Origin of the sequence: Haloferax sulfurifontis (genome assembly GCF_014635105.1) — an archaeon.
Lineage (GTDB): Archaea > Halobacteriota > Halobacteria > Halobacteriales > Haloferacaceae > Haloferax > Haloferax denitrificans.
Genome location: NZ_BMCI01000008.1, coordinates 25,571 through 47,049, shown reverse-complemented (window position 1 = coordinate 47,049; position 21,479 = coordinate 25,571). Strand labels below are relative to the sequence as shown.

The window sequence follows — 21,479 nt, the reverse complement described above, 5'->3', positions numbered from 1 at the left end:
ATGTACATCATCATCATCGGTGCTGGCGATATCGGTACACCACTCATCGATATCGCAACAAAAGCAGGCAACGAAGTCGTCGTCATCGAACGCGATGACAAACGCGCAAATCGAGCCGCTAATCGGTTTGATTGTCTGGTACTGAACGCCGACGCCACGACAAAAGACACGTTAGCGGATGCTGGTGCTGCGCAGGCCGACGCACTCATCTCGACGACGGATCAGGATGCAACGAACGTGATGACCTGCCTACTCGCAAAAGAATTCGAAATCCCGGCAATTCTCTCTGTCGTCCACAATCCCGAACACATGAGCCTTTTTCGGCAGATTGGCGTGAACACGATGGAGAACCCACAACAGCTGATTGCCGACTATCTGTATCGGGCTGTCGCACGTCCAGCGATTGTTGATTATATGCGTATTGGTGATGAGGCAGAGGTCTTCGAAATCACAGTCACGAAAGAGGCACCTATCGCAGGGAAAACGCTTCAAGAAGCCGCACAGGCTGGACTTCTCACCGACGAGATGCTTGTCGTGGCGATTGAGCGTGAGGAGAACGACCACCCAATCACTCCCCGTGGCAATACAGTAATCAAGAAAGGGGATCTTTTGACTGTGTATTCTGGGGTTGGTGCCGATCCCGAGATTACGGACATCTTCGGTCACTACGAAGACCATCTCTAGTGAGTCAACCATGCCAAACCCCCGTACAACAGTTGATTGCTTGGTCGTGATTACGGAGAACATATGAACGGATCTGTCGCAACAGTCGGCCGGGACCTCGGTCGTATCCTTGAGGCACTTGGGGGAATGATGCTCGTTTCACTCGTCGTCCCGATCGTCTGGGGCGAATATTATGCAGTCCCAGCACTCCTCGTTTCGGCCGTTATTCCGCTGGCGATTGGCCGAGTGTTATACCAGCGATTCCGTGAAGCCGAAGCTCCGGGACGACTCCACGGGATGGTCGTCGCTGCGTCGGGTTGGTTTTTGGTGGGAGTCTTCGGCTCGTTCCCATTTCTCTTGATTGCGTGGAGCGTTCAGCTTGGCATCCCAGGTTTCGCCCCTACCCAAACAGCGACACTTGCGGCGTTTACTGACCCACTCAATGCCATTTTCGAGAGCATGAGTGGATTCACTGGGACCGGACTTACCATGACCGACAATGAGGAAGTCCTGCCACGTACGCTTCAGTGGTGGCGGACGTTCACCGAATGGGTTGGCGGTGTCGGTGTTATCGTCCTGACGACAGCGATTCTTTCACGCCCCGGAAGTGGATCGCTCACGCTCTACGAGAGTGAAGCCCGCTCCGAGAAGATCCACCCGAGTATCGTTTCGACTGTTCGAACCATCTGGTGGATATTTATTCTGTTTACGCTCGTCTCCATTCTCGCACTATGGTTGGCTGGAATGCCGATTTGGGGGGCGATCAACCATGCAATGACCGGTCTTGCGACTGGAGGGTTCTCGATCACGGATAACTCGATTGCCACCTACGACAGTATCGCAATCGATTTCGTGTTGATTCCGATAATGTTGCTGGGTAGTATCGCATTCCCAGTACACTACCTCATTCTGCAGGGGGATCTCCGAAACTTCTACACGGACCTCCAGACTCGATGGGTGTTCGGTTATATGGGTCTCGGGTCCGCACTCCTGTGGGCGTTTCTGTACTTTGGAGGCCCCTATAAGACACCATTTGCCGCCCTGCGCTACGGATTGTTCCAATTCGTCTCAGCTGCGACCTGTACTGGATTCCAGACAGCTGTTGATTCGACCAACGTCGCACTAGGCCGGTGGCCATCATATGCGCAACTTACAGTCGCGTTCGGAATGTTCGTCGGTGGTGCGGCTGGCTCCACGGCGGGTGGTATCAAACTCATTCGTGGATTAACACTCGCGAAAGGAATTCGGTATCACATCGCAGATGTCTTCTACCCAGATACTGCTGTCCGGCGACTGAACATCAATGGACGTCGGTTAAGTGAAGAAGCGGCCAGCCGCGAATTCATGGAGGCCGCTATTATCGTCGTTCTGTGGATTACATTCCTCGTTGTCGGCACCTTCATCTTGCTACTTACGCTTCCAGCCGCTGAGTACTCGCTCGCTAATGTCGTGTTCGAGGTAGCCAGTGCACAAGGTAACGTAGGACTCTCGTCGGGGATTACGGGGCCTGAGTCGCTTCCCACAATCGGAAAGGTTACGTTCCTCTTCAATATGTGGATTGGTCGACTCGAAATTATTCCAGTACTCGTGATGCTCAGAACGATATTCAACCGTGGAGGCCTATACTCATGAAATTGAGGGATTTACCGGTCGTCTCCTACGTGTTTGAGGCAGGGGCGGATAACCGAGTCTTTGACTCACTACTGCTACTCGGGCCACTTGTAATCGGTCTAGTCGTCATCCTCGGTCGATCACTCGTAACTGAAGTCCTTGCAGTCGTGTATATCACTGTATTCGTCACATATACCCTGTATCAGTGGACTCAGAGGTGACTACCAAAACTACAAATGGACAGCGAGATCCCCCCGAACTCGAATCGCACTCGTATCGCAGGACTCCTCGAGCGCTGGCTACGGTGGTCGGCTATCTGGGGTACCCGTGGGGTGCTCGTCAGTACCGTTGTTTTTGTCGGCTACGTCGTGATTGGGTGGGGCCTGACAGTTGTCGGGAGTACATGGGCACCGTCGCAATTCCCCTCAATGACAGGTGACCCTGGCTTCTTTCTGACAGGCACTCTCGTTTCACTGTTTGTCGTGCAGGCGACAGCGTCGCTCATCTTATACCATTTTCTCACTGGCTTCGAAGACGACCAGTCGCAATTCGTTGTCTTGGTGAGCTACATCGGACTCGGATCTGGAGCGGCTGCATTACGATTTCTTCTCCAACCTAGCCTTGCGTTTCTGTTACGTTGGCTCTGACCAGCCAATTAGGTGGAGTCATATGGAATGAGTCATGGTGTATTTGAGTCGCCTATTTTTTGATGATGCTCTCTAATATTCTACAAATGACTAACGAACCGACCCAGAGATCTGAGTCAACTTCTCGGTGGACGAAGTACAGTATATTGGTCGGAATGGCCTGTATTCTGGTTGGTATCGTCATTATTTCTCTCGCACAAGGTCGCTCAGAGCTGATCGGTGTCGCTAATGCCATTGGCTATCTGGGATTAGCTTTAGTTTTGGTTTTCTTTTTCATTCAGATCACGCTTGATTGATCAACAATCTCGGTTGGGAAATCTTTGAGTGAACTACCCCACTTTGTGACGGCTCCGCTGTCAAAGTCCTCTTTTATTTAACCCTCCCGTCTATAGAGTTGACTTGGTGTTTGAACCGTGACTGCGGATGCCGGTATTATTCCACTTGTAGTGATTATTCTTGGACTCGGTGTTATTGCCCAAATGCTAGCTGATCGGCTCTCGATACCGAGTGTTCTCTTCTTGATCCTCGCAGGCATTGCTGTTGGGCCTGAGGGTCTGAACCTAGTGGGTCTTGACTCGTTCGGTGGCCCAGAACCGCTCTCCGGTATCGTCGGCATATCAGTCGCGATTATCGTCTTCGAAGGAGCATTTCATCTCAAAATTGACAAACTCCAGCAAGCCCCACGTGAAGCGTTCCGACTAGTCACTATAGGCGCGCTTTTCACGTTTGTCGCTACGGCTACTGTCGTTCGATTCGCCTTAGGTGTACCATGGTCGCTCTCGTTTCTTGTCGGCGCGCTCCTTATTGCAACCGGACCAACAGTAATCACACCGATCTTAAACGTAATCTCAGTTCGCGACCAAGTCGGAGCAGCTCTCGAAACGGAAGGAATTGTGAACGACGTGACGGCCGCGATTCTCGCCGTTGTCATCTTTGACCTTGCTGTATTGGGTGACACGGGACTTACGGCCCTCTTCGAGTCGTTCGTGGCTCGACTCGGAGTTGGCGTTCTAGTAGGGGGAGTCACAGCCGCAGTCATCTGGTATCTCCTCAAACATCTTGATTTGACGCCCTCGAATGCCGTACAGAATGCGCGGCTGGTCGTCCTCATCGGTGCAATTGCAACGTATGGTCTCGCAGAAGCAATCGCACCGGAAGCTGGAATCGCGGCTGTCGCCGCTGCAGGCCTCATCCTTGGGAATTCAGACCTTCCGCACGAAGACGAAATTGAGGCATTCAAAGGAGATATCACACTGATTGTCCTCTCTTTCGTGTTTATCTCACTCGCGACGTTGTTATCCTTCAGCGAACTCGTTTCGCTCGGGCTGGGTGGGATACTCGTCGTCGTGGTTGTGACCCTCGTGATTCGCCCTATTGCCGTGTTGTTCTGTACCTATGGAGAACGATTCACGTTTCGCGAGCAGTTGTTCATGAGCGCTGTTGGCCCCCGTGGAATCATTCCAGCCAGCGTTGCGACACTATTTGCACTCGAACTTCGCTCGACGAGTCCAGAGCAGGCCACTGTTCTCGTCGGGTCGGTATTTTTAGTTATACTCATGACAGTCGTTTTCGAGGGTGGTTTTGCTCGCCACATCGCACAAGCACTCAACGTACTTCCCATGCGTGTAATCATTGTTGGCGGAGGGCGCGTCGGTCGCGGCCTCGCCGAACGACTGGAGGATCGAGGTGAAAACGTCGTCATCGTCGATAAGGAAGAAGATGCCGTGGAAACAGCACGCAATGCAGGATTCAGTGCTCATCAGGGTGATGGGACTGACACTAGCGTACTCCAGGCAGCAGGAATCGAGAATGCCAAGATTGTGGCCGCGGCCACAGCGAACGATGACGCGAATCTCCTCATTGCACAGCTTACGAACACGAACTACGATGTTGAAACGGTGATCGCTCGAGTAAACACACCGGGCAACGTGGAAGCGTTTGAGGAACTGGGAGTCCGAGCGATCTCGGCGAACGACGCGATCGCTCACGAGATGGACAACGCCATCGAACGGCCAGCACTGTCGGAGTGGATGACAGAACTCGGCCGCTCCGGTGATGTACAGGAAATTGAGGTCACATCAGATCGATTAGTAGGGAAGTCCATCAAGGAACTCGATGAATACCTTCCAGATGGGGTGCTAATTGCGCTCGTCAGCCGGAGCGGTGATTCTCAAATCCCCACTCCCGAGTTAACGCTCCAACGTGGAGACCATCTCACATTCGTTGGCCGTCGAGACGCAGTTCATACTGCAATCGAGCGGTGTCATCCTAACCCGTGACTAAAGCCGACGTGACGGCAGGGCTGTAACCGACTTGCCCTGATCAAGTCTACCGACTGGTTACGAGCGGCGATTTTTAAGCCAACAGCTCTGTTGAAGCCTTCAGCGTTGACATTGTGGTGAGGCGGTCTTTCCACAGGTTTCTACGGATTTGGGAACTCGGCCTTCAGTAAATCGCCAGACTGCGAGAGGGTTCAACAAAGTCTGAACAATGATTTGGATCCGTGATTGCTGTATTAGCGCTGGCTCTACTCACGGACTCGTCTCGTCGTAGCAGTCAGGTTGTGATCTCGCTGGTATACTGTTGTTCCCAGTCGTCACGGGCTTCGATTTCTCGGCGACCGCGAGCGGTGATCGCGTAGACGTTCGTTCGGCGGTCCTTTTCGCCTTTGTCGAGCAGTCCCTTCTCGACGAGCGTATCGAGATTGGGGTACAGCCGACCGTGGTGGATCTCGGTTTCGTAGTAGTCCTCGAGTTGGTCTTTGATTGCGAGTCCGTGTGGTTCATCCAAGCCGGCGGTGACGTACAGCAGGTCTCGTTGGAACCCGGTCAAGTCGTGCATTTTGCTGTCCGCAGCTAGTTTAAGAATACATATACGTTTGTTGGCCCTCGGACGGGTTTCAGAGTGGCCTCGCTGGACGAACGTTTATATCCGAACGTACAGCCACGACGCGGTATGCCACCCTACCGTGACCGGACCGCTGAATTTCGACCGTATGGCGAAGCGATGCAGATTCCGGACGCGCAGTTGGAACCCGACCACACCGAGCACGGTGACGCAATTCCAGAGCATGACTACCCCGTTGGTGACGATATAGACACGGACATCTGTCAGACCTGTGAGCGGGCCATTCCTCGGAACCAGAGCCAGTGTCGGTTCTGCCTCGAACAGGATGTCTCGGTCCCAGATCGCACCTCAGAGCCCCGCGAGCAATCACTCCACGGCATCGTCTGTTTGCTCGTCACCTCACAGTCCTTGCGTGGGGCGGTCGGAAAAGGGACTGCCGCAGCACGCTTACTGCAGCGTTCTCACTCGTCACCCATTGACGAGTGCACGCCCATCGCGGCACTTGAACAGCCGATCGCGGCGCCACTTCGAGCGCGGTGGGGTCACTTCCCGGACGTCGTTCCAGCGACTAGCTCACGGGAGGATGGATTCGTGGCGAAAGCACGGTCGGTCTCGTTGTGGTCCGCTTCTCCTTCGACGGAGGGTTCTGCTTCCCGGTGGTACGACGCTGCTGGGACGCAGATTACTGAGAACTCTCGTCGTGAGCAGTTGCTCTCGGACTCGGAGACGTGGGTTGTCCCGGCGATTGCACTTCGACGAGCGTCTCCCGACTCTTCGCCATCACAGTCGTCGTCAGCCTCACCAACACGGCAGCTGCTCCGCTGTCAGTCGTGTGGTAAGCAGACACCGCATCGGTTCGACTCACGCGACGACAGCCCACCCGCAGCGTGGGCTGGTGAGCCTGTCTGGCAGTGTTCCGTATGTCGAACACCGCGGTATGGGAGCTGACTGTTGGAGTAAGTCCCTTTGCAGAGGGTTGACGCACAGGTTTATTATATGCTGTTGCATAAAATCAGATAGTGTCCGAGAATACAGAACAAGGGATAAAGGTCTGCGTGCCAGTTGATCCACGTGGCGACACGGGAGTGTTTCGGCTGCCTGCGGCCGATGACGTGGTACGTCATCTCATTGATGCACACCAGTCTGAGTTCACACTCAAAGAATTGAGTGAGATTACAGACCGGAGTCGGTCGACAGTTTGGCGAGCAGTTGAGTTCCTTGAAGCCCTTGATATCGTACAGGTTCGACAGACAACACAGCGTAAGTACGTCTCGATCAACCCCGCTCGACTGCAGAAAGACGACCCTGTTCTGGGGATTCCGCAAGTGGAGTATCACGCACCGGTTCGAGCGTTCGTTGAACGGGTCAACGCCGCAATCGAACAGACAGATGCAGTCACGAACGTACTCGGCATTCTCGTCTTTGGCAGTGTCGCCCGTGGTGAGGCCGACCGCAAAAGCGACATTGATGTCTTTGTGCTCGTTGAGGGCGACCGGACTATCGCGCGACGCGTCATCTCGACGGTGGCCGCTGACTTGGGCGAAGAACGGTTCGACGGCGACCGCTACACGTTTGAACCGTTTGTCGAGTCCGAAGCCAGCGCACGTCGAGCGAGCGAGAAACTCCACGAGATCTTTCGCGACGGTGTCACCGTCTATGGTGACACGGAGTTCCAACATGTTCGAACGGCGGTGATGACCGATGAGTAGTACTCGCATCGAGACGCTCGTTGATGAAGTACAAGCCGCATTCGACCATCGTCCTAGTACGATTGAATCTGGACTTGAGACGAACGAAGCAGATATCCTTCAGTTGCGGAAGTCATGTCGTCTCCTCGCTGGTGCGACGGTGCTTCTAGAACAGGGCTTCTACACACTCGTGATTGAGGCGTCGTTCGTCGCGATTGAGCGTGTGATTGAATTCAAACTGCTCGAGGGAGGTCTCGAACCTCGTGACCTCCCCGGTACACATCCAGGTGTGTATACAGAAGCGGCGAGACGCGGTATTATCTCGCAGCATGTCGCTGAGAATCTCCAGGACCTCTGGCGGAATCACCGCGCCAAAACCTACTATCAGGATGGGCTTGCTTCAAAAAGCCGTGCGGAGAAACTGTTCGAACTCGCACGAGAGACACACGAATATGTAGTGAACCAATCCACAAAGAAATACGAGTGCATTTGCTAAGTAGGGGGATACCACCGGTTCAGGGATTCTGAGGGACGATTTCATAGACTCACGGGACACCCACCACCGTTTCAGTATTTCTCCGGAGTCATGGATGGGGCTGGAACCAGAACACTACTCACAGTTGGTTAGTCTCGCTGACTGAGCGCGTATTTTATTGCGCCGGCGATGGGCGCCGGCGCAGGGGGTCGGACAGACATCGACTCCTGAGTCGGCGAGGTGACGACGAATGCACCAAGTAATCTACGCACTCGTGACTGCATCGACAACAGACGAAGCCCTCTCACGGGCCGCCGACGTGTTCGATCAACTGGTGGGAGCTGCCCCCCACGCTGAGGCGGTGTTCGACTATTATGTGACGTTCAATGACGATTCAACGACCGTCGCTGGTAGTGCCCGGTGGGGTGACCTCCCGGTTGCAGCACCCGTTGGCTCGGAGGACGGCCAGGAACTCCTTGAGCGTGGATGGCAGGCGACGACACGCGAGTTCGAGCGGAATCTCGAGCGCGTTCGAGAGGGTGTTGACGAGCTTGACGCCGCGGCGATCATGCGTGATGGGGACCTCGTCAGGCATGCGTGCCACAATCTCGGTGCGTACCGCGGACCGGCGGTGTACCTCTACGACAAGTTCGCTGATGGGGTTCGGCATCGCGAACGACTCGAGCAACTCGTCGGGTCGAACGACCATCTGTGGATCGTTCCCGCTGATGTCCACTACTGAGTCGACGCTGTGGCCAATGGCACTCCTGAGAGAGACACTTCCTGATCGTGGTATTGCTGTTCGAATCGTCGTCAGTTAATCACTTACTCTGCTTGCGGATGCGTGAATCAATGGATGCCTATCTTTTGCAATTTGTTAGTTGAGCCACAGGTTTTATGTTGGACCGCCGATATGACAATACGATGTCCGAAAAAAGCAACAAGACTGACAAGCCGAAAAATAGAACTGCTGACGAAGAGTTCGTCGAAGATCTGGAAGACAATATTGACGCTGGAGGCTGTACTGAAGCATGGGAGGCAATGACCGAAATTCGAAATCAAGAATCTGAGACTGGGCGGCGAAGCTTCCTCAAAGCTCTTGGGATTTCTGGCGCTGCTATGTCAATGTCTACTGGGTTAGTAGCTGGAAAGGCTAACTCTGCCTCACAGACGCGGGTTCAAGAAGCAATTGAGTCACCGGAAGTACAGAAAATCCTTGCAGAGCTCGGAAGTCCTTCCGTCCAGAGAGGCAAAGCAACAACGCGAAAAGCTTCGAACGTCGACGAAGCACCGAACGGCGGTGAGAAGATACACACTCTATTCGAAGTAACTGTCTTGCCCACACCAGTTGGTGAGATACGGTATACAGAGATCGTCGGTGGGGATACCCATAAGGAAGGGATTGCCGGCGCACAGTATCGGTTCACCTACCAGATGGAAGATGAGAATGTGCAATCTCCTTCTGGAAACTCGATGATTGAGTCGAAGCTACCATCGAAGTACCAAAGTCTTCCAGAGAATACGCCGGCAATGCTCTTTACTAGAGACGATGAAGTAGTATTTGGTCGGGAAGCTTCGAGCGACGAAGTGGCGCAAATATCCGATATTGTTGAGCTTGATGAGGATGAATTTAAGTCAAGTACGACATCCTCTCAGACAGGTTTCCACGTAATGGTTAAGAACCAACAAGAGATTTTAACCGTCAATATTAGTGAGGGTGAAATTACTGATCAGACGACGCTGGAGTCCGGATACTCAATTCAGTCTTCTGAGGCTGATAAATGGTGTTGGCGGTGTATCCAGGCTATCGGTGCCTGCGCTGGTTGTTTCATCGCTTGTGCATCTGTTACGTTCCAAAGTCCCAGCCAAGCGATTATCGGTTGCGTTACTTGTCAGTTAGCTACCTGTGGTGGTTCATCATATGCCTGTACCAAGTGCAAACAGGCTTGTAGCTGCAACACGTAAGTAGTTGTTACTGTCATGACCTTGAATTGGCAACTTATTTTATTTGTAATTGCCATCGTGTTTGGTTATGCTGCTAGTGAATTAATCAAAGATGACCGGACAGCTGACGTTGTATATTGGTTTTTACTTACTGTCGGGGGACTCTCGGCAACGTATGTTTTTATAATATCTTAGGAATTTTAAAGCGACAATTATTGAGTGATGTGGTGAAACGGCTCTGTTGAAACTCTCTTCACGTCTGGGGATCTCCTGAGGAACAGGAAGAGCGACCAACCTCAATGTCAACGCTGAAGGATCCCAACAGAGTCGAGTGATCAGGTAATGTCGCTCGCGTTGTTTTTGCGCCGCCCAAAGGGGCGGAGGCGCAGTAACAGATGTTGATTCCAACGTCAGTAGCCGAGTTGTCTCACTCCTCACACCACCCGCTCGTGATACCTGCTCCGGTGGTGAATGATCGATGAGTCTCGAGCGCGTGTCCCGTCACGACGAGGCGCTGTTCGAATTTCTGTGGTGTCCGGTGTGTGGCACGGAAGCATTCACGCACATTCCCTTCGAGGGGGTGTTCTGCACTGAGTGCAATAGCAGCGTGACGTGCCGTGAGTCGCCTGAGTCGCGTGGCTACGATGAGGCGGTCATCATCACATTCGACGCGACGACGACGTGGAATCTCCACGTGGACGAGAAACTCCGCCGGCCGCTTCCCGACGACGAAGCACAAGTCAAGATTCTCGGTTCTCCCGGTGACTATCACGTCGATTGGTGGGCACCAACCACGACCGAAGACTGGACGCCAGTCGAGCGCAACGAGTTCGCTGACGACTCCGAACCGGAGGAAGTGTCGCACCTCGCATAGCGTCGGTCGGGAGACCCGTCGGGACTAGCGCGACATCGAGATTTTTTGCGCCCGTGATGGGTGCGGGCTGAAGACACAGTCCGTGTGACGTGATTTCCATGAGTCACCAACAAACAGAGTCAGACGTCTCGATCGACGAGATTCCGGTCGACCTCGAACTCGTGCATAGCACCGATCTCTCTCGAGCCGACGTTCCCGATGAAATTGAGTCGATTACATGGGATCTTCTGAGCGAACAACCGCCGACGAATCCGCTCGTCGTTCTCAAAGCCGCTCGCTGGTGGTACATCCACGGCACAGGTGAGTCCGATCCCGTGTACTGCTGGGCGATTGAGTGGGTTCGACACCTCACGACCGGCGAGGCGACTGCGAGCGGCCTGTTCGGCGAGTGTCGACAGTACCTTCGCAGCCTCGAGTGCGAGGACACCAACCAGTAGTTCGCCCCGCCTGTTTTTGTGCGCCCCAGAGGGGTGCGGCGCGTCCTGGAAGGACGTGTTAGAACTGAAACCAATGGCAACAACGAGTTCTCCGTCGGTGTCGTTCGACGAGACCGACACGCGACACGATGAGATGCACCGCACGATCGAACAATGGCTTGCGGACCTCGCTGCCGACGTTGACGACGCTCGGGCGAGCGAGCAGTTCCAAGAATGGCTGGACGTCCAGAGTCGGTTCCACGACTACTCCCACCGCAACACACTCCTCATCACCCTCCAGTGTCCTGCGGCGACGAAGGTTGCTGGCTACCGGACGTGGCAAGAAGAGTTCGACCGACACGTCCAGGAAGGCGAGTCGGCGATCTGGATTTGGGCGCCGATCATCACGACCCAATGCCCCGAGTGTGGGAACGCACCGAGCTATCACGACAACAGCGAGTGTGAGTACGACGAGACACCACCCGAGGAATGGTCAGAGGGCCTCGTGGGCTTCAAGCCTGCACCGGTTTTCGACATTTCGCAGACAGAGGGCGAGCCACTCCCCGAGTTGGACACGGCGGCGACCGGTGAGCCTGACACGCTCGTCGACGATCTTACCAACATCGCGTCAGACCTCGGCGTGACCGTCCGCATTGTCGATCCCGATGAGTGGCGACATGGGGAGGCAAAGGGCGTCTGCCAGTCGCGGAGTGTCCAAGATCTCACCCCACTCGTGGAAGTGAAGAATCGACCGAACCGCGCGGATCTCGCGTCGACGATCATCCATGAGTACGCCCACGCGATTCTGCACTTCGACATCACCGACGCAACCGAGCGGGCGAAACGCGAGGTCGAAGCAGAGGCCGTCGCGTACGTTGTCGGTCGATACCTCGGCTTAGACACGAGTGGGTCGGCGTTCTATCTCGCGGCGTGGCAGGGCGACGAGACAGATGTCCTCCAAGAGCGACTGGGTCGGATTAGCGGGACGGCCGAAGAGCTTCTGTCGACACTCGACGCGGTCTAACCCCATCTGCCGTCCAGTGACTCTTTTTCATGCGCTAAAAAGGCGCGCGCACTGCGCGCTGGCTACCATGATTCCTGTACTACCAGAGTTCGGCCCACCTGCGCGCGTCCTCAAGCGGGCACAGTACGAGGCGTTCGCGTTCGAACTCCTTGATGGCGATGTCCGTGTACGCAACGAGAGCTATGCTGACCCAACCGCGCACGAGTACCGTGTTCGAATTCGGGATGGCGTGCCCGATTCGTGTTCGTGTCCCGCTGATGCGAGCGGTGACGGCCCGTGTAAACATCGGGTTGCAGTCGCGATCCGCCCACGAATACTCGAACTTGCCGTGCAGATGCGTGTCGTCACAGACGGTGGTAGCTCATTGAGCGGCGATGATGGCACAACGGACCTGCCCTGTGAGTGTGAACCGCTATCTGAGGACCTCCCGTGCTGGAACTGCGTTGACGCTGGGCGGCGTGACCTGTCTGAGTAGTCGTTGGTGAGAGTTTCGTACGCACCAGTACTCGTGTCGTCGGACTGCTGGGACGCAGCGTACGCACCAGCAAACTGCTCGCGCATCTCTCGGCGGAGCAGTTCACTCATGACTTCGTAGACGACCGGCTGCGGGTACTTCTCGAGGAGGCGTTGGACGTCGGCTGCACATTTGCTTTTTTCAGTCGCGAAGTTCGCAGTCCATGGTGAGCTACTCATACAAGACAGTTATATGTTGCTTCAGTTAACTGTTCGCTTGGTGAGCAATTCCGACTAACACAGTCCGCGACCCGCAACCCACAGATATCCAATAACTTGAGTGTCGAGTGTACGAAACTCGGTGGGCACGAGGCCCACGAGGGAGTTATCAAGGGGCGAGCGCGGATGGCTTGGTACGCGATTCCGCACCCGTTGCAGAACAGGGCGCGTCTTATGTGACACGACGAGCCTGCAACGATAATCCACTTGCTAGCCTGTTTGGTGTTGTGGTTCAGTCATTTAACGACCCCCCAAGAGAAGCCTGCTTGTTCGAGACAGCAACCGTGTTTTTTGGCCCCTGACGGGTGCGGGGCGCACCAAATTGCGTCGCACGGTGTTCGAGATGGCGACACGAGATGTCTACGAGCGACAGTTCGACGAATCGTGCGGGAAATCCTGTGGACCCGCCTCCTGTCCGGAGTGTGGCGGCCAGGTCATTACGGACGCTGGTGAGCGACGGTGCCAGTCGTGTGGGCTCATCATCGACGGGCACGGCATCGACCACGGTCCCGAATGGCGGTCGTTCGAGCGCAAGGAGCGCAAGCGAGTAGGTGCACCACGAACGCCGACCCGACACGACCACGGCCTCGCGACCAATATCGGCCGACACGTCGACGCGAACGGGACACCGATCCCGGGCGAAAGACGACAGCAACTCTCCCGACTTCGCACCCAGCACAGTCGGAGTCGGTACCAGTCGAGTCGTGAACGTCGACTCGCGCATGGCTTGGACGAAGTCCGGCGACTCATCGGTGCGCTCGACCTCCCAGACAGCCTGCGTGACCAAGCATGCCGGTGTTTCCGGTCTGCTCAGCAGGCGGATCTGTTGCCCGGACGATCGATTGAAGCAGTCGCGGCTGCGAGCGTCCATGCGGCCTGTCGATGTGCGGGGCTTTCGCGGACGCTCGCTGAACTCATCCCGCTCGCACGGGTGGCTGAATCGCGTGTCCGGTCAGCGTATAACGCACTCAATATAGAACTCGGGCTGTCTGCGAAGCCAGTTGCACCGGCCGAGTTCGTTCCGCGAGTGGCAGATGCGCTTGATGTGACAGACCAGGTTCGACGACGAGCACGGTCGTTAGCTGAGACATCGAGCGATGAGTGGGCTCATCGGGGTGCGAATCCGCATGCAGTCGCGGCAGCGTGTGTGTACACTGCTGCGACTGAGCGGGACTGGCCGCTCACGCAGGCGCGTGTTGCGGCCGTGAGTGATACCTCAACTCAAACAATTCGGACGCACTACCAGACGTTGTGTGAAGCACGTAGGTGAATGTTCACTTAGGCAGACTACTGGGGGCCGAGATACTGCTTGCACGCTACAATCATTTCGTCGGCGAATGACTCGGTCACTTGTCCTTGTGGATTGACAACGGTGTCATGTTTGATTGTAGCGACGACCCATGGAGAGCAATACGAGGTCTTGGCCGGGTCTTTGCCGCTCACCCACTCATCTCCAACTTCGAAGTTTCGCGGGAGATTACTGGTTGTTAGCGCTGCACACAGATACTCCTCGCCAAGATATGGGAGCGAGTCTGCAGCAAGAACAACCCAGAGGCGTGGATTTGAGCCGCGTCGAAATGGACCGGTGCCTAGAATACGTCGCCCTTCTGGAAGCGGTTGGTGTCAGTCACGCTGTTGTCGTGGGTCAACGGCGTGTTCTTGCCACCCGTCGTAGTCGAATGGTTCTTCTTCGCGACTCGCTGCTGTAGCAGCAGCATGGTTAGCTGCAGCGTCAAGGCTCAAGACGTGGTCACTCACGCGCCAGTATGTTCCCCGGTGCTTGACACGACCTCGTTCACTGAGTCTCACGAGAGTCGGACCAACCGAGCCGGCTTTGACAGACGTCCGCTCGGTGATCTCACTTTGGGTGAACGCTTGGTCAGCATTCTGGGCTAAGAACGAGAGGAGCTTGTAGGCGTTTGTCCCCGGTGTTGGGTTGTCATTCCCGTCGTCAATGGTTTCGAAGCGATCCGTGCTGATGGGCATAGTATATCAGTTGTACTAAGATGTATTGGATGTATTGGACAGCAGCACCTGCGCTTATTCGGATAGCAGCGGTTAGACTGAATCATGCAATCAGTTTATACTCATCATGGTAATGACAAAATGGCCACAACGGCACTGTCTAGTTAGTCGCCTCCTCGACCGGTGTTCGTCCGTCGAGCGCTTGATGCGGTCTTTGAAAGTTGTAGTATTGCGCAAATTGTATGAACCACTCGCGGACGCTTCCGTGACTGCCCACCCACGAATTATGGAAGCGGTCGACTCGCATTTTGAGGGTGTGAAACCACTTTTCGATGAGGTTTCGCTCAACGTAGTCCAGCCGACCGCTCAATCCTAATCGAGAGAGGGCAGTCTGATAGCTGTAGCCATCAACGAGAAACACAGCGTCTGAGAGATCGTGTTTCTCGGAAAGTCGATGGAGAAACGCAGCAGCCGGGTCGGTACCATGTCGTCCAAACAATTCGACCTCGAGAATCAGCTTTGTCACGATGTCTATTGCAGCGTACAACCAAGACCACTCGCCATTGATTTTGACAGCGGTCTCGTCGACCGCAACCCGCTTCGGCTTCGCCTCAGGCGGGTTGTGACCGCTGTCAGCCAGTCGATGTACCTACTTCCAAACAGCTTGAAGAGACCTTTTAACGCCGAGTGTTCGAAGAATTTCTTTTGTCTCTCTGAGTGAACAACCGGTCGCGTGAAGCTGGACGGCGAACGCCCTGACGGGCGTCGACGTCCACTCACGCTCTCAAGTTTCTTCTAAATCCACCGCAAAGCACTCGCTGAGCAGGTCTGCGAGCGTCATAACCAATTCACTCAATGACCTGCTTGTTCCTCAAACTGGCTTAACTAGACAGTGCCGATCTTGGTCAAGTGTCACATTTTCAAGGTCCTATTCGTTCCTCAAAATAGTTTAACCAGGTAGTGCCACGACTGCCTCGTTCTCACTCTTCTGTTCATTCCACTTGGGTGCAGAACCAAGATATATCGATTACATTATTACGTCTGTAATGATAATCATGTCTGAGAAAACGCCCTGGAGTAGTATTCTGATGTGGAGTGACGCACTGGGTATATCCCACCGATCGTGAGGGTACTATCTAGTTAAGCCGTCAACCTCAAATTCACATTACAAGCTTGGCTTTGTTATTCACTTCAGGACTCTACTGTGGTGGAAGTTCCTCCTCGAGACCCAACAAACTCCAGACACGGACTCGTTCGTATTGCGCGAACGCGAAAATGACGACAAGAATAGCGAGGTACTCCGTGGCTTCCTAGGAGAATTGTGAGTTGATATCGATGACGTTCGCAGACCGTGTCACAAGACTCGGGAGTTCGTTCTCGTAGAATTCTCCTTCGAATCGGCTCGCCGGGCCGGAGACGCTCAGCGCACCGACGATTTCACCCTTCGTCACGACTGGTGCGGCAACGCATTTGAGCCCCTCTATCTTCTCTTCTCGGTCGAACGCGTATCCCTGTTCGCGAATCGTCTCAAGTTCCTCGAACAGGTCTTCGCGTACCGTGATGGTCGAATCAGTATACTTTTTGAGTCCATGTTTATCGACGATTTCGTTGACCCGCTCTTCAGACATGTGCGCCATCATCGCCTTCCCGAGGGAGATGCAATGGAGGTATTCACGATCTCCTATCGAGGAAGCCGTCTGGACGGCCTTCTCACCGCTTGTTTTGTAGAGATAGACTGCACGTCCGTGTTCTTCTGTCGCGAACTGAGCGAGTTCGCCACACTCCTGTGCTAGGTCGTCGAGTTCGTTACGCACAACATCATAGATGTTCAATCGTTGCTTGACTGTCTCGCCAAGTTCTAGGTGTCGGAGACTCAGCCGGTACACTCCGTCCTCGTTGACGACGTACTCGTTCTCTTCGAGCGTGGCCAGATGGCTGTGAACGGTACCTTTCGAACGACTCAATTCGTTGGCAATTTCGGTGATCCCTGCGCCCTCACGGTCCTGAAGTAGCTCGATTATATTTAGCGCTATCTGGACCGCTTCGACAGTCCGACTTCCGGATTTAGTGCCCATAGACTCCTATTTAGAGTAGTCAATGATAAATCGTTCGTTGGTTACGAACAACAAGATAGTTCGTTTCTCACGAACCCCAATTGAGGTCTCTCAAACAATTCCACCGGGAACGTGAAAATCTGCTCGTTTCTGCGATGTTCTCGGCCTGTCATCCGGAGTCTTGGAGACACTAGTTCGTACCTTGCGAACGTCGGTCTCTTGTAGCGAGCAAGGGGAAATCACTCGTTGGATGACTACCCGTTCATGGGTGCTTGGGGAAAATAATAATACGTAACCAAACACATCGATACGTGACGATGGTCAGCATCGACTATATGGCACACCAAGAGCAGTACGACCCACCCCAATTACTGGATTATTCAGAACTCGCATCCAAGAACGGCTTCGAGTTCATCTGGACGTCCGACCACTTCCACCCGTGGTTCCATACCGACGCCGAGGCAGGCTTCGCGTGGTCGTGGCTTGGGGCAGCAACCGAGCGAATCGACGTCCCGATTGGGACCTGCGTGACCCCTGCAGGCGAACACTACCATCCAGCGATGATGGCACAGGCGTTCGCCACGCTTCAGGAGATGCACGACGAACGGGTAGTTCTCGGGCTCTCAACTGGCGAGGCGATGAACGAGAAGCCGCTTGGTCATGAGTGGCCAGAGTATGGCGTCCGACGCAAACGACTCGAAGAGACTCTCGAAATCGTCCATGGACTTTGGGAGAACGACGGGTTCTACAGCTACGAAGGAAGTCACTTCACAGTCGATGACGCACACCTCTACACGATGCCAGACGAACGGCCAGAAATCCAAATCGCGGCGAACGGTCCAAGCACTGCGTCACTCGCGAGCAAGTACGGAGACGGTTTTATCACGGTCAAGAAGGGTTCTGAGTACACGGACCGGATGTACCCCGCAATCCGACGCTACGCCGAAGAAGAAGGACGCGACCCTGACGAAATCGAAACGACCCTTCTGGTCATCGCGTCGTACGATAAGGACATCAACAAAGCGCGGGCGTCAACTCGGCCATGGTGGGCGACGACCCAGAACGTGTTCGACCGAGCGATGGCGAACCCCAAAGAGATCGAAAAAGAGGGCGAGAAGGCGACTAAAGAACAGATCGAATCGAAGTTCCTCATCGCTGACAACCCGACCGATATTGCAGCCAAACTTGAGGAATTCGCCGAGATGGGCTTTGACCGCATCGCACTCGGAAACACCAGTCCGAATCCAGAACGCTTCTTCGAGGTGATGGGTGACGACGTGATACCAACGCTGTAATCAACTGGATGTTTCCGGTATTCGCGAATTGGGGGAATGTTTAAGAAACGGGACCGACATCTGTTTGAATGAGATGCCTAGATTAAACGGTGGCGAGATTATCGCCAAGTACCTGGAAAAAGAGGGTGTCGAGTACCTCGTTGGCATCCCGGGACACGGGAGTACGAACCTTCTCGACGCATTCAACGAATCGGATATCGAAGTACTGCAGCCGCGACACGAACAGGGCGCAGTCCACCTCGCGGATGGCTATGCGCGCGCGAGCGGGCAACCGCTTGCAGTGTTCACCTCCATCGGACCGGGAGCGACAAATACTGTGACTGGAGCGGCGACGGCGTACCTGGACTCGATTCCGATGATTATCATGACGGGTGCACCACAGACCCACGAGTACGGACAAGGAATCCTCCAAGAGATAGAACGACAGAAACCGGGTGACTTTCCGAGTGTGATGGAGCCCGTTACCAAACAGAGTTTCGTCGTCAACGATGTCGAACAGTTGCCGCGGATTCTTCGTCGGGCATTCCAAATCGCGACGACCGGTCGCCCCGGCCCCGTCCACATCGATATCCCAATGGACGTACAGGGCGCGGCAGCGGACATCGAACTTCCAGACCCATCGACGAGCCGTTCACACAGCCGTCCCGGTGGAGATCCAGACTCAATTACAGACGCCGCCAAGCTGCTCACGGATGCGGAGCGCCCTGTTATCGTCCCCGGTGGCGGAACCATGCTCTCTGAGGCGTGGGACGAAGTGAAAGCACTCGCAGAACATCTTCAAGCGCCGGTTATTCCGACCTTCCAAGGGAAAGGCGTCATCCCGGAGGATCACGACCTGTTCGTCGGCTATGCGGGGTGGATCGGTAGTACCGCCGGGAATGAACTCGCGAGCAACGCCGACGTCGTGCTTGCAATCGGGTGTCGATTCTCAGATCTTCACACCTCCTCGTTTGAACCGGGCGTGAGCTTCGACATCCCGCCGAGTAAGCTCATTCACGTCGACATCGACCCGAGCGAAATTGGGAAGAATTACCCGGTCGAAGTCGGAATCCAGGGCGACGCGAAGGTCGTCACGAAGCAGCTGTACGACGCTGTCGGAGAGCGCCTTGACCCGGTGGGAACGGAAGACAACGAGTACTACGACGAGATGCAGCGCCTGTGGGCCGAGTGGCAGGAGATGGTCCAAGAGCGGCAGACTGATCAGGTACCGATGACGTACTCACGCGTCCTTGCCAGCCTCCGAAACGTGCTTGACCGTGACGGCATCGTCGTCGCGAGCGCGGGCGCGCCGCAGGAGACGACTAACCCGGAGTTCCCGGTGTACGAGCCGCGCTCTATCATCTCGTGCGGTGGCTTCTCGACGATGGGGTTCGGTGTCTCGGCTGCAATCGGTGCGAAACTCGCCCAACCGGACAGGCAGGTTGTCGACATCGAGGGTGATGGGAGTTTCCTGATGTGCAATCAGGAGGTCGCTTGCGCTGTCGAACACGATGTTGACGTTACCTACCTCGTCATGAACAACCACGGTTGGAAATGCATCCGGAACTTGCAAGCGAACAAGTACGGTGAAGACCGAATCATCAACACGGTCTTCGATGAAGAGACTGACGTCGATTACATGAAATTCGCCGACTCATTCAACCTTGGCTACGCTGAGCGGGTCGTCAAACCCGAGAACCTCGAATCGGCGCTCAAGGAGGCCATTGCCCACGACGGCCCGGCGATGGTCGAGGCAATCGTTGAGCCTGACAACTACGAGTCGGGGGCTATCATCACCGGCGAGTGGGACCTTGGCGATCTCGAACGGTAAGAATCCACTACGCGGAGACCCGGTTCCCTTTTAGCAATCACCCGATGTAACTGTGCCACCTGTTTTGACCCGCCGACACAAAGTGAGACGTTCGAAAGGGTCTATCTGAGTAGTGCTACTGATCGAGCGTGGGAATCTGAGCAAAAGAAGACGCGTATAACCGACGCGTTCGATATGTTCAGTCGACCTTGATAAGGACCTTACCGTCGACGCGCTTCGCGGCCTGTTTGATGGCTTCGTCGGCGCTCTCCAGGTCAAACGTCGACGTGATAATCGGCAGGTTGTCGAGTTTACCGGTAGCCATCAGTCGAATTGTTCGCGGATAGACCTGCTGACCGGTGTGACCCTCGGAACCGTACAACTGCGCGCTACTCCCCTGGAACTTTCGCAGTGTGATATCTGGGTTGGAGCCGGCATTACTGATGTGGACGACGTTCGCCTGCTCCGCGAGTGAGTCCTCGATGACGGGATACGTCGCACTGACTGCGCCGCTCGTCTCGACGTGGACGTCGGCACCCTCATGGTCAGTCAACTCAGCTATCTTCGCCACCGGGTCCACTTCGATCGGGTTGTAGACGTGTTCGAAGCCGAGTTCATGTGCGATTTCACGCCGCTCGTCCGATGGTTCGAACGCAATTACTTTGCCGGCGCCCGCGGCACGAGAGACGTTCATACCCGTCAATCCAATGGGACCGACACCGTGGTAGACGTGATAGTCTCCTGGCCAGATACCATCAGCCCGTCCGAAGAGGCCGTAGAACGAAATCGTACTCGGCTCAATGGTGGCGGCCGCGCGGTACAGTTCGTCCTCTGTGTCGTACGCCTGCTCCAGCGACGAGACACTCCAGAGGATTTTCTCGGGGACGGTGACGTACTCGGCGAACGCGCCATCCATGGTGAACCCGATCTGCTCGAAGTTCTCACAGTGGCCGTGGAAGCCCTGCCGGCACATCTGACAGCGACCGCAATAGTCGGTGACCTCTGCGGTGACCGGTTCGCCGACTTCGAAGAGATCGGCGTCGTCACCCGTCTCAACGACCTCACCGGAGAACTCGTGACCGGTGATGCTCGGGAACTTCGTGTACGCCGAGTAGTGCATGTAGCCGTCGTCGTCGGTCTCTATCATCGAGACGTCGCTTCCGCAGATGCCGGCGTACCGGACTTTGACGAGAACCTCGTCGTCCGCGGGCTCGGGTTGTTCAACCTCCTCAACACGCAGCTCCGGGTGCTGCCACACCTGCGAGGAATTCATCGCGCGTTTGCGCGCTTTTTCATCGTCGGTCAGTTCATAGTCCGGGCGCGGATTCCACTCCGCGTCAAGCACGAGTGCTCGCATCAATGGTACAGAATGGCTATCAGGATATAACTGTGGGGGGTCCTCCCACGAACAATGTATCGTGAGAATGGTGGTGGAAAATCTAATCCATACGGAGG

Annotated in this window: 18 protein-coding genes and 2 pseudogenes; 14 read left to right on the top strand and 6 right to left on the bottom strand. The window is 55.1% G+C overall.

The window, feature by feature from the left end; translation table 11 throughout:
• From IEV64_RS18150 to IEV64_RS18140, 3 genes are all read left to right on the top strand, one after another.
• A complete protein-coding gene (locus tag IEV64_RS18150; RefSeq protein ID WP_188424854.1) occupies positions 1-684 on the top strand; it encodes a potassium channel family protein in 684 nt (227 codons plus the stop codon).
• Between the two features lie 63 nt (positions 685-747).
• Positions 748-2,295, top strand: a complete 1,548-nt coding sequence (locus IEV64_RS18145; RefSeq protein ID WP_188424853.1) for a TrkH family potassium uptake protein — start codon at positions 748-750, stop codon at positions 2,293-2,295.
• Positions 2,296-3,400: 1,105 nt separating this feature from the next.
• Entirely contained in the window at positions 3,401-5,200 is a 1,800-nt protein-coding gene (locus IEV64_RS18140; protein WP_229722753.1) for a cation:proton antiporter domain-containing protein, read from the top strand.
• Positions 5,201-5,477: 277 nt separating this feature from the next.
• Here the strand turns inward: IEV64_RS18140 and IEV64_RS18135 are convergent, their stop codons facing one another.
• Positions 5,478-5,762, bottom strand: a complete 285-nt coding sequence (locus IEV64_RS18135) for a PadR family transcriptional regulator (RefSeq protein WP_042663721.1) — start codon at positions 5,760-5,762, stop codon at positions 5,478-5,480.
• A 1,025-nt stretch (positions 5,763-6,787) separates the two neighbouring features.
• Here IEV64_RS18135 and IEV64_RS18130 point away from each other — a divergent pair.
• The 8 genes from IEV64_RS18130 to IEV64_RS18095 all read left to right on the top strand — a co-directional run bounded on the left by IEV64_RS18130 (position 6,788) and on the right by IEV64_RS18095 (position 12,664).
• A complete protein-coding gene (locus IEV64_RS18130) occupies positions 6,788-7,477 on the top strand; it encodes a nucleotidyltransferase domain-containing protein (RefSeq protein WP_042663722.1) in 690 nt (229 codons plus the stop codon).
• The gene (locus IEV64_RS18125) at positions 7,470-7,952 is read left to right on the top strand and encodes a DUF8154 family protein (RefSeq protein ID WP_042663723.1); all 483 of its coding nucleotides are present in this window, start codon (positions 7,470-7,472) and stop codon (positions 7,950-7,952) included. Before IEV64_RS18130 ends, IEV64_RS18125 begins: the two co-directional genes overlap by 8 nt.
• Positions 7,953-8,181: 229 nt before the next feature.
• Complete coding sequence (locus tag IEV64_RS18120) at positions 8,182-8,673, top strand: DUF7995 family protein (protein ID WP_188424850.1); 492 nt, start codon at positions 8,182-8,184, stop codon at positions 8,671-8,673.
• 182 nt (positions 8,674-8,855) lie between these two features.
• Entirely contained in the window at positions 8,856-9,896 is a 1,041-nt protein-coding gene (locus IEV64_RS18115) for a twin-arginine translocation signal domain-containing protein (protein ID WP_188424848.1), read from the top strand.
• A gap of 457 nt (positions 9,897-10,353) precedes the next feature.
• Complete coding sequence (locus tag IEV64_RS18110; RefSeq protein WP_188424846.1) at positions 10,354-10,749, top strand: DUF7567 family protein; 396 nt, start codon at positions 10,354-10,356, stop codon at positions 10,747-10,749.
• 98 nt (positions 10,750-10,847) lie between these two features.
• Positions 10,848-11,186, top strand: coding sequence for a DUF8013 domain-containing protein (locus tag IEV64_RS18105; RefSeq protein ID WP_188424844.1), 339 nt, complete (start codon positions 10,848-10,850; stop codon positions 11,184-11,186).
• Between the two features lie 73 nt (positions 11,187-11,259).
• Positions 11,260-12,189: a M78 family metallopeptidase domain-containing protein gene (locus IEV64_RS18100; protein WP_188424843.1), complete on the top strand. Its 930-nt coding sequence runs from the start codon at positions 11,260-11,262 to the stop codon at positions 12,187-12,189.
• A gap of 67 nt (positions 12,190-12,256) precedes the next feature.
• On the top strand, positions 12,257-12,664 hold the full coding sequence (locus tag IEV64_RS18095; protein WP_188424841.1) for an SWIM zinc finger family protein: 408 nt from the start codon (positions 12,257-12,259) through the stop codon (positions 12,662-12,664).
• Positions 12,665-12,699: 35 nt separating this feature from the next.
• Here the strand turns inward: IEV64_RS18095 and IEV64_RS20050 are convergent.
• Positions 12,700-12,882: pseudogene (locus tag IEV64_RS20050) on the bottom strand (hypothetical protein); the annotation flags it as partial.
• Between the two features lie 382 nt (positions 12,883-13,264).
• Between IEV64_RS20050 and IEV64_RS18090 the strand changes: the two are divergent.
• A complete protein-coding gene (locus IEV64_RS18090; RefSeq protein WP_004043066.1) occupies positions 13,265-14,191 on the top strand; it encodes a transcription initiation factor IIB in 927 nt (308 codons plus the stop codon).
• Positions 14,192-14,544: 353 nt separating this feature from the next.
• Here IEV64_RS18090 and IEV64_RS18085 read toward each other — a convergent pair whose 3' ends face one another.
• From IEV64_RS18085 to IEV64_RS18075, 3 genes and pseudogenes are all read right to left on the bottom strand, one after another.
• A complete protein-coding gene (locus IEV64_RS18085; protein ID WP_188424839.1) occupies positions 14,545-14,907 on the bottom strand; it encodes a MarR family transcriptional regulator in 363 nt (120 codons plus the stop codon).
• A 139-nt stretch (positions 14,908-15,046) separates the two neighbouring features.
• Positions 15,047-15,727 (bottom strand): annotated as a pseudogene (locus IEV64_RS18080) (IS6 family transposase).
• 469 nt (positions 15,728-16,196) lie between these two features.
• Positions 16,197-16,961 (bottom strand): IclR family transcriptional regulator, encoded by a 765-nt coding sequence (locus tag IEV64_RS18075; RefSeq protein WP_188424837.1) that lies wholly within the window; start codon positions 16,959-16,961, stop codon positions 16,197-16,199.
• A gap of 296 nt (positions 16,962-17,257) precedes the next feature.
• On the opposite strand from IEV64_RS18075, the gene IEV64_RS18070 reads away from it, so the two are divergent.
• Entirely contained in the window at positions 17,258-18,235 is a 978-nt protein-coding gene (locus tag IEV64_RS18070) for a TIGR03557 family F420-dependent LLM class oxidoreductase (protein WP_188424835.1), read from the top strand.
• 73 nt (positions 18,236-18,308) lie between these two features.
• On the top strand, positions 18,309-20,045 hold the full coding sequence (locus IEV64_RS18065; protein ID WP_188424833.1) for a thiamine pyrophosphate-binding protein: 1,737 nt from the start codon (positions 18,309-18,311) through the stop codon (positions 20,043-20,045).
• A gap of 178 nt (positions 20,046-20,223) precedes the next feature.
• Here IEV64_RS18065 and iolM read toward each other — a convergent pair whose 3' ends face one another.
• Positions 20,224-21,381, bottom strand: coding sequence for a scyllo-inosose 3-dehydrogenase (iolM, locus tag IEV64_RS18060; protein WP_188424831.1), 1,158 nt, complete (start codon positions 21,379-21,381; stop codon positions 20,224-20,226).
• Positions 21,382-21,479 lie beyond the last annotated feature (98 nt).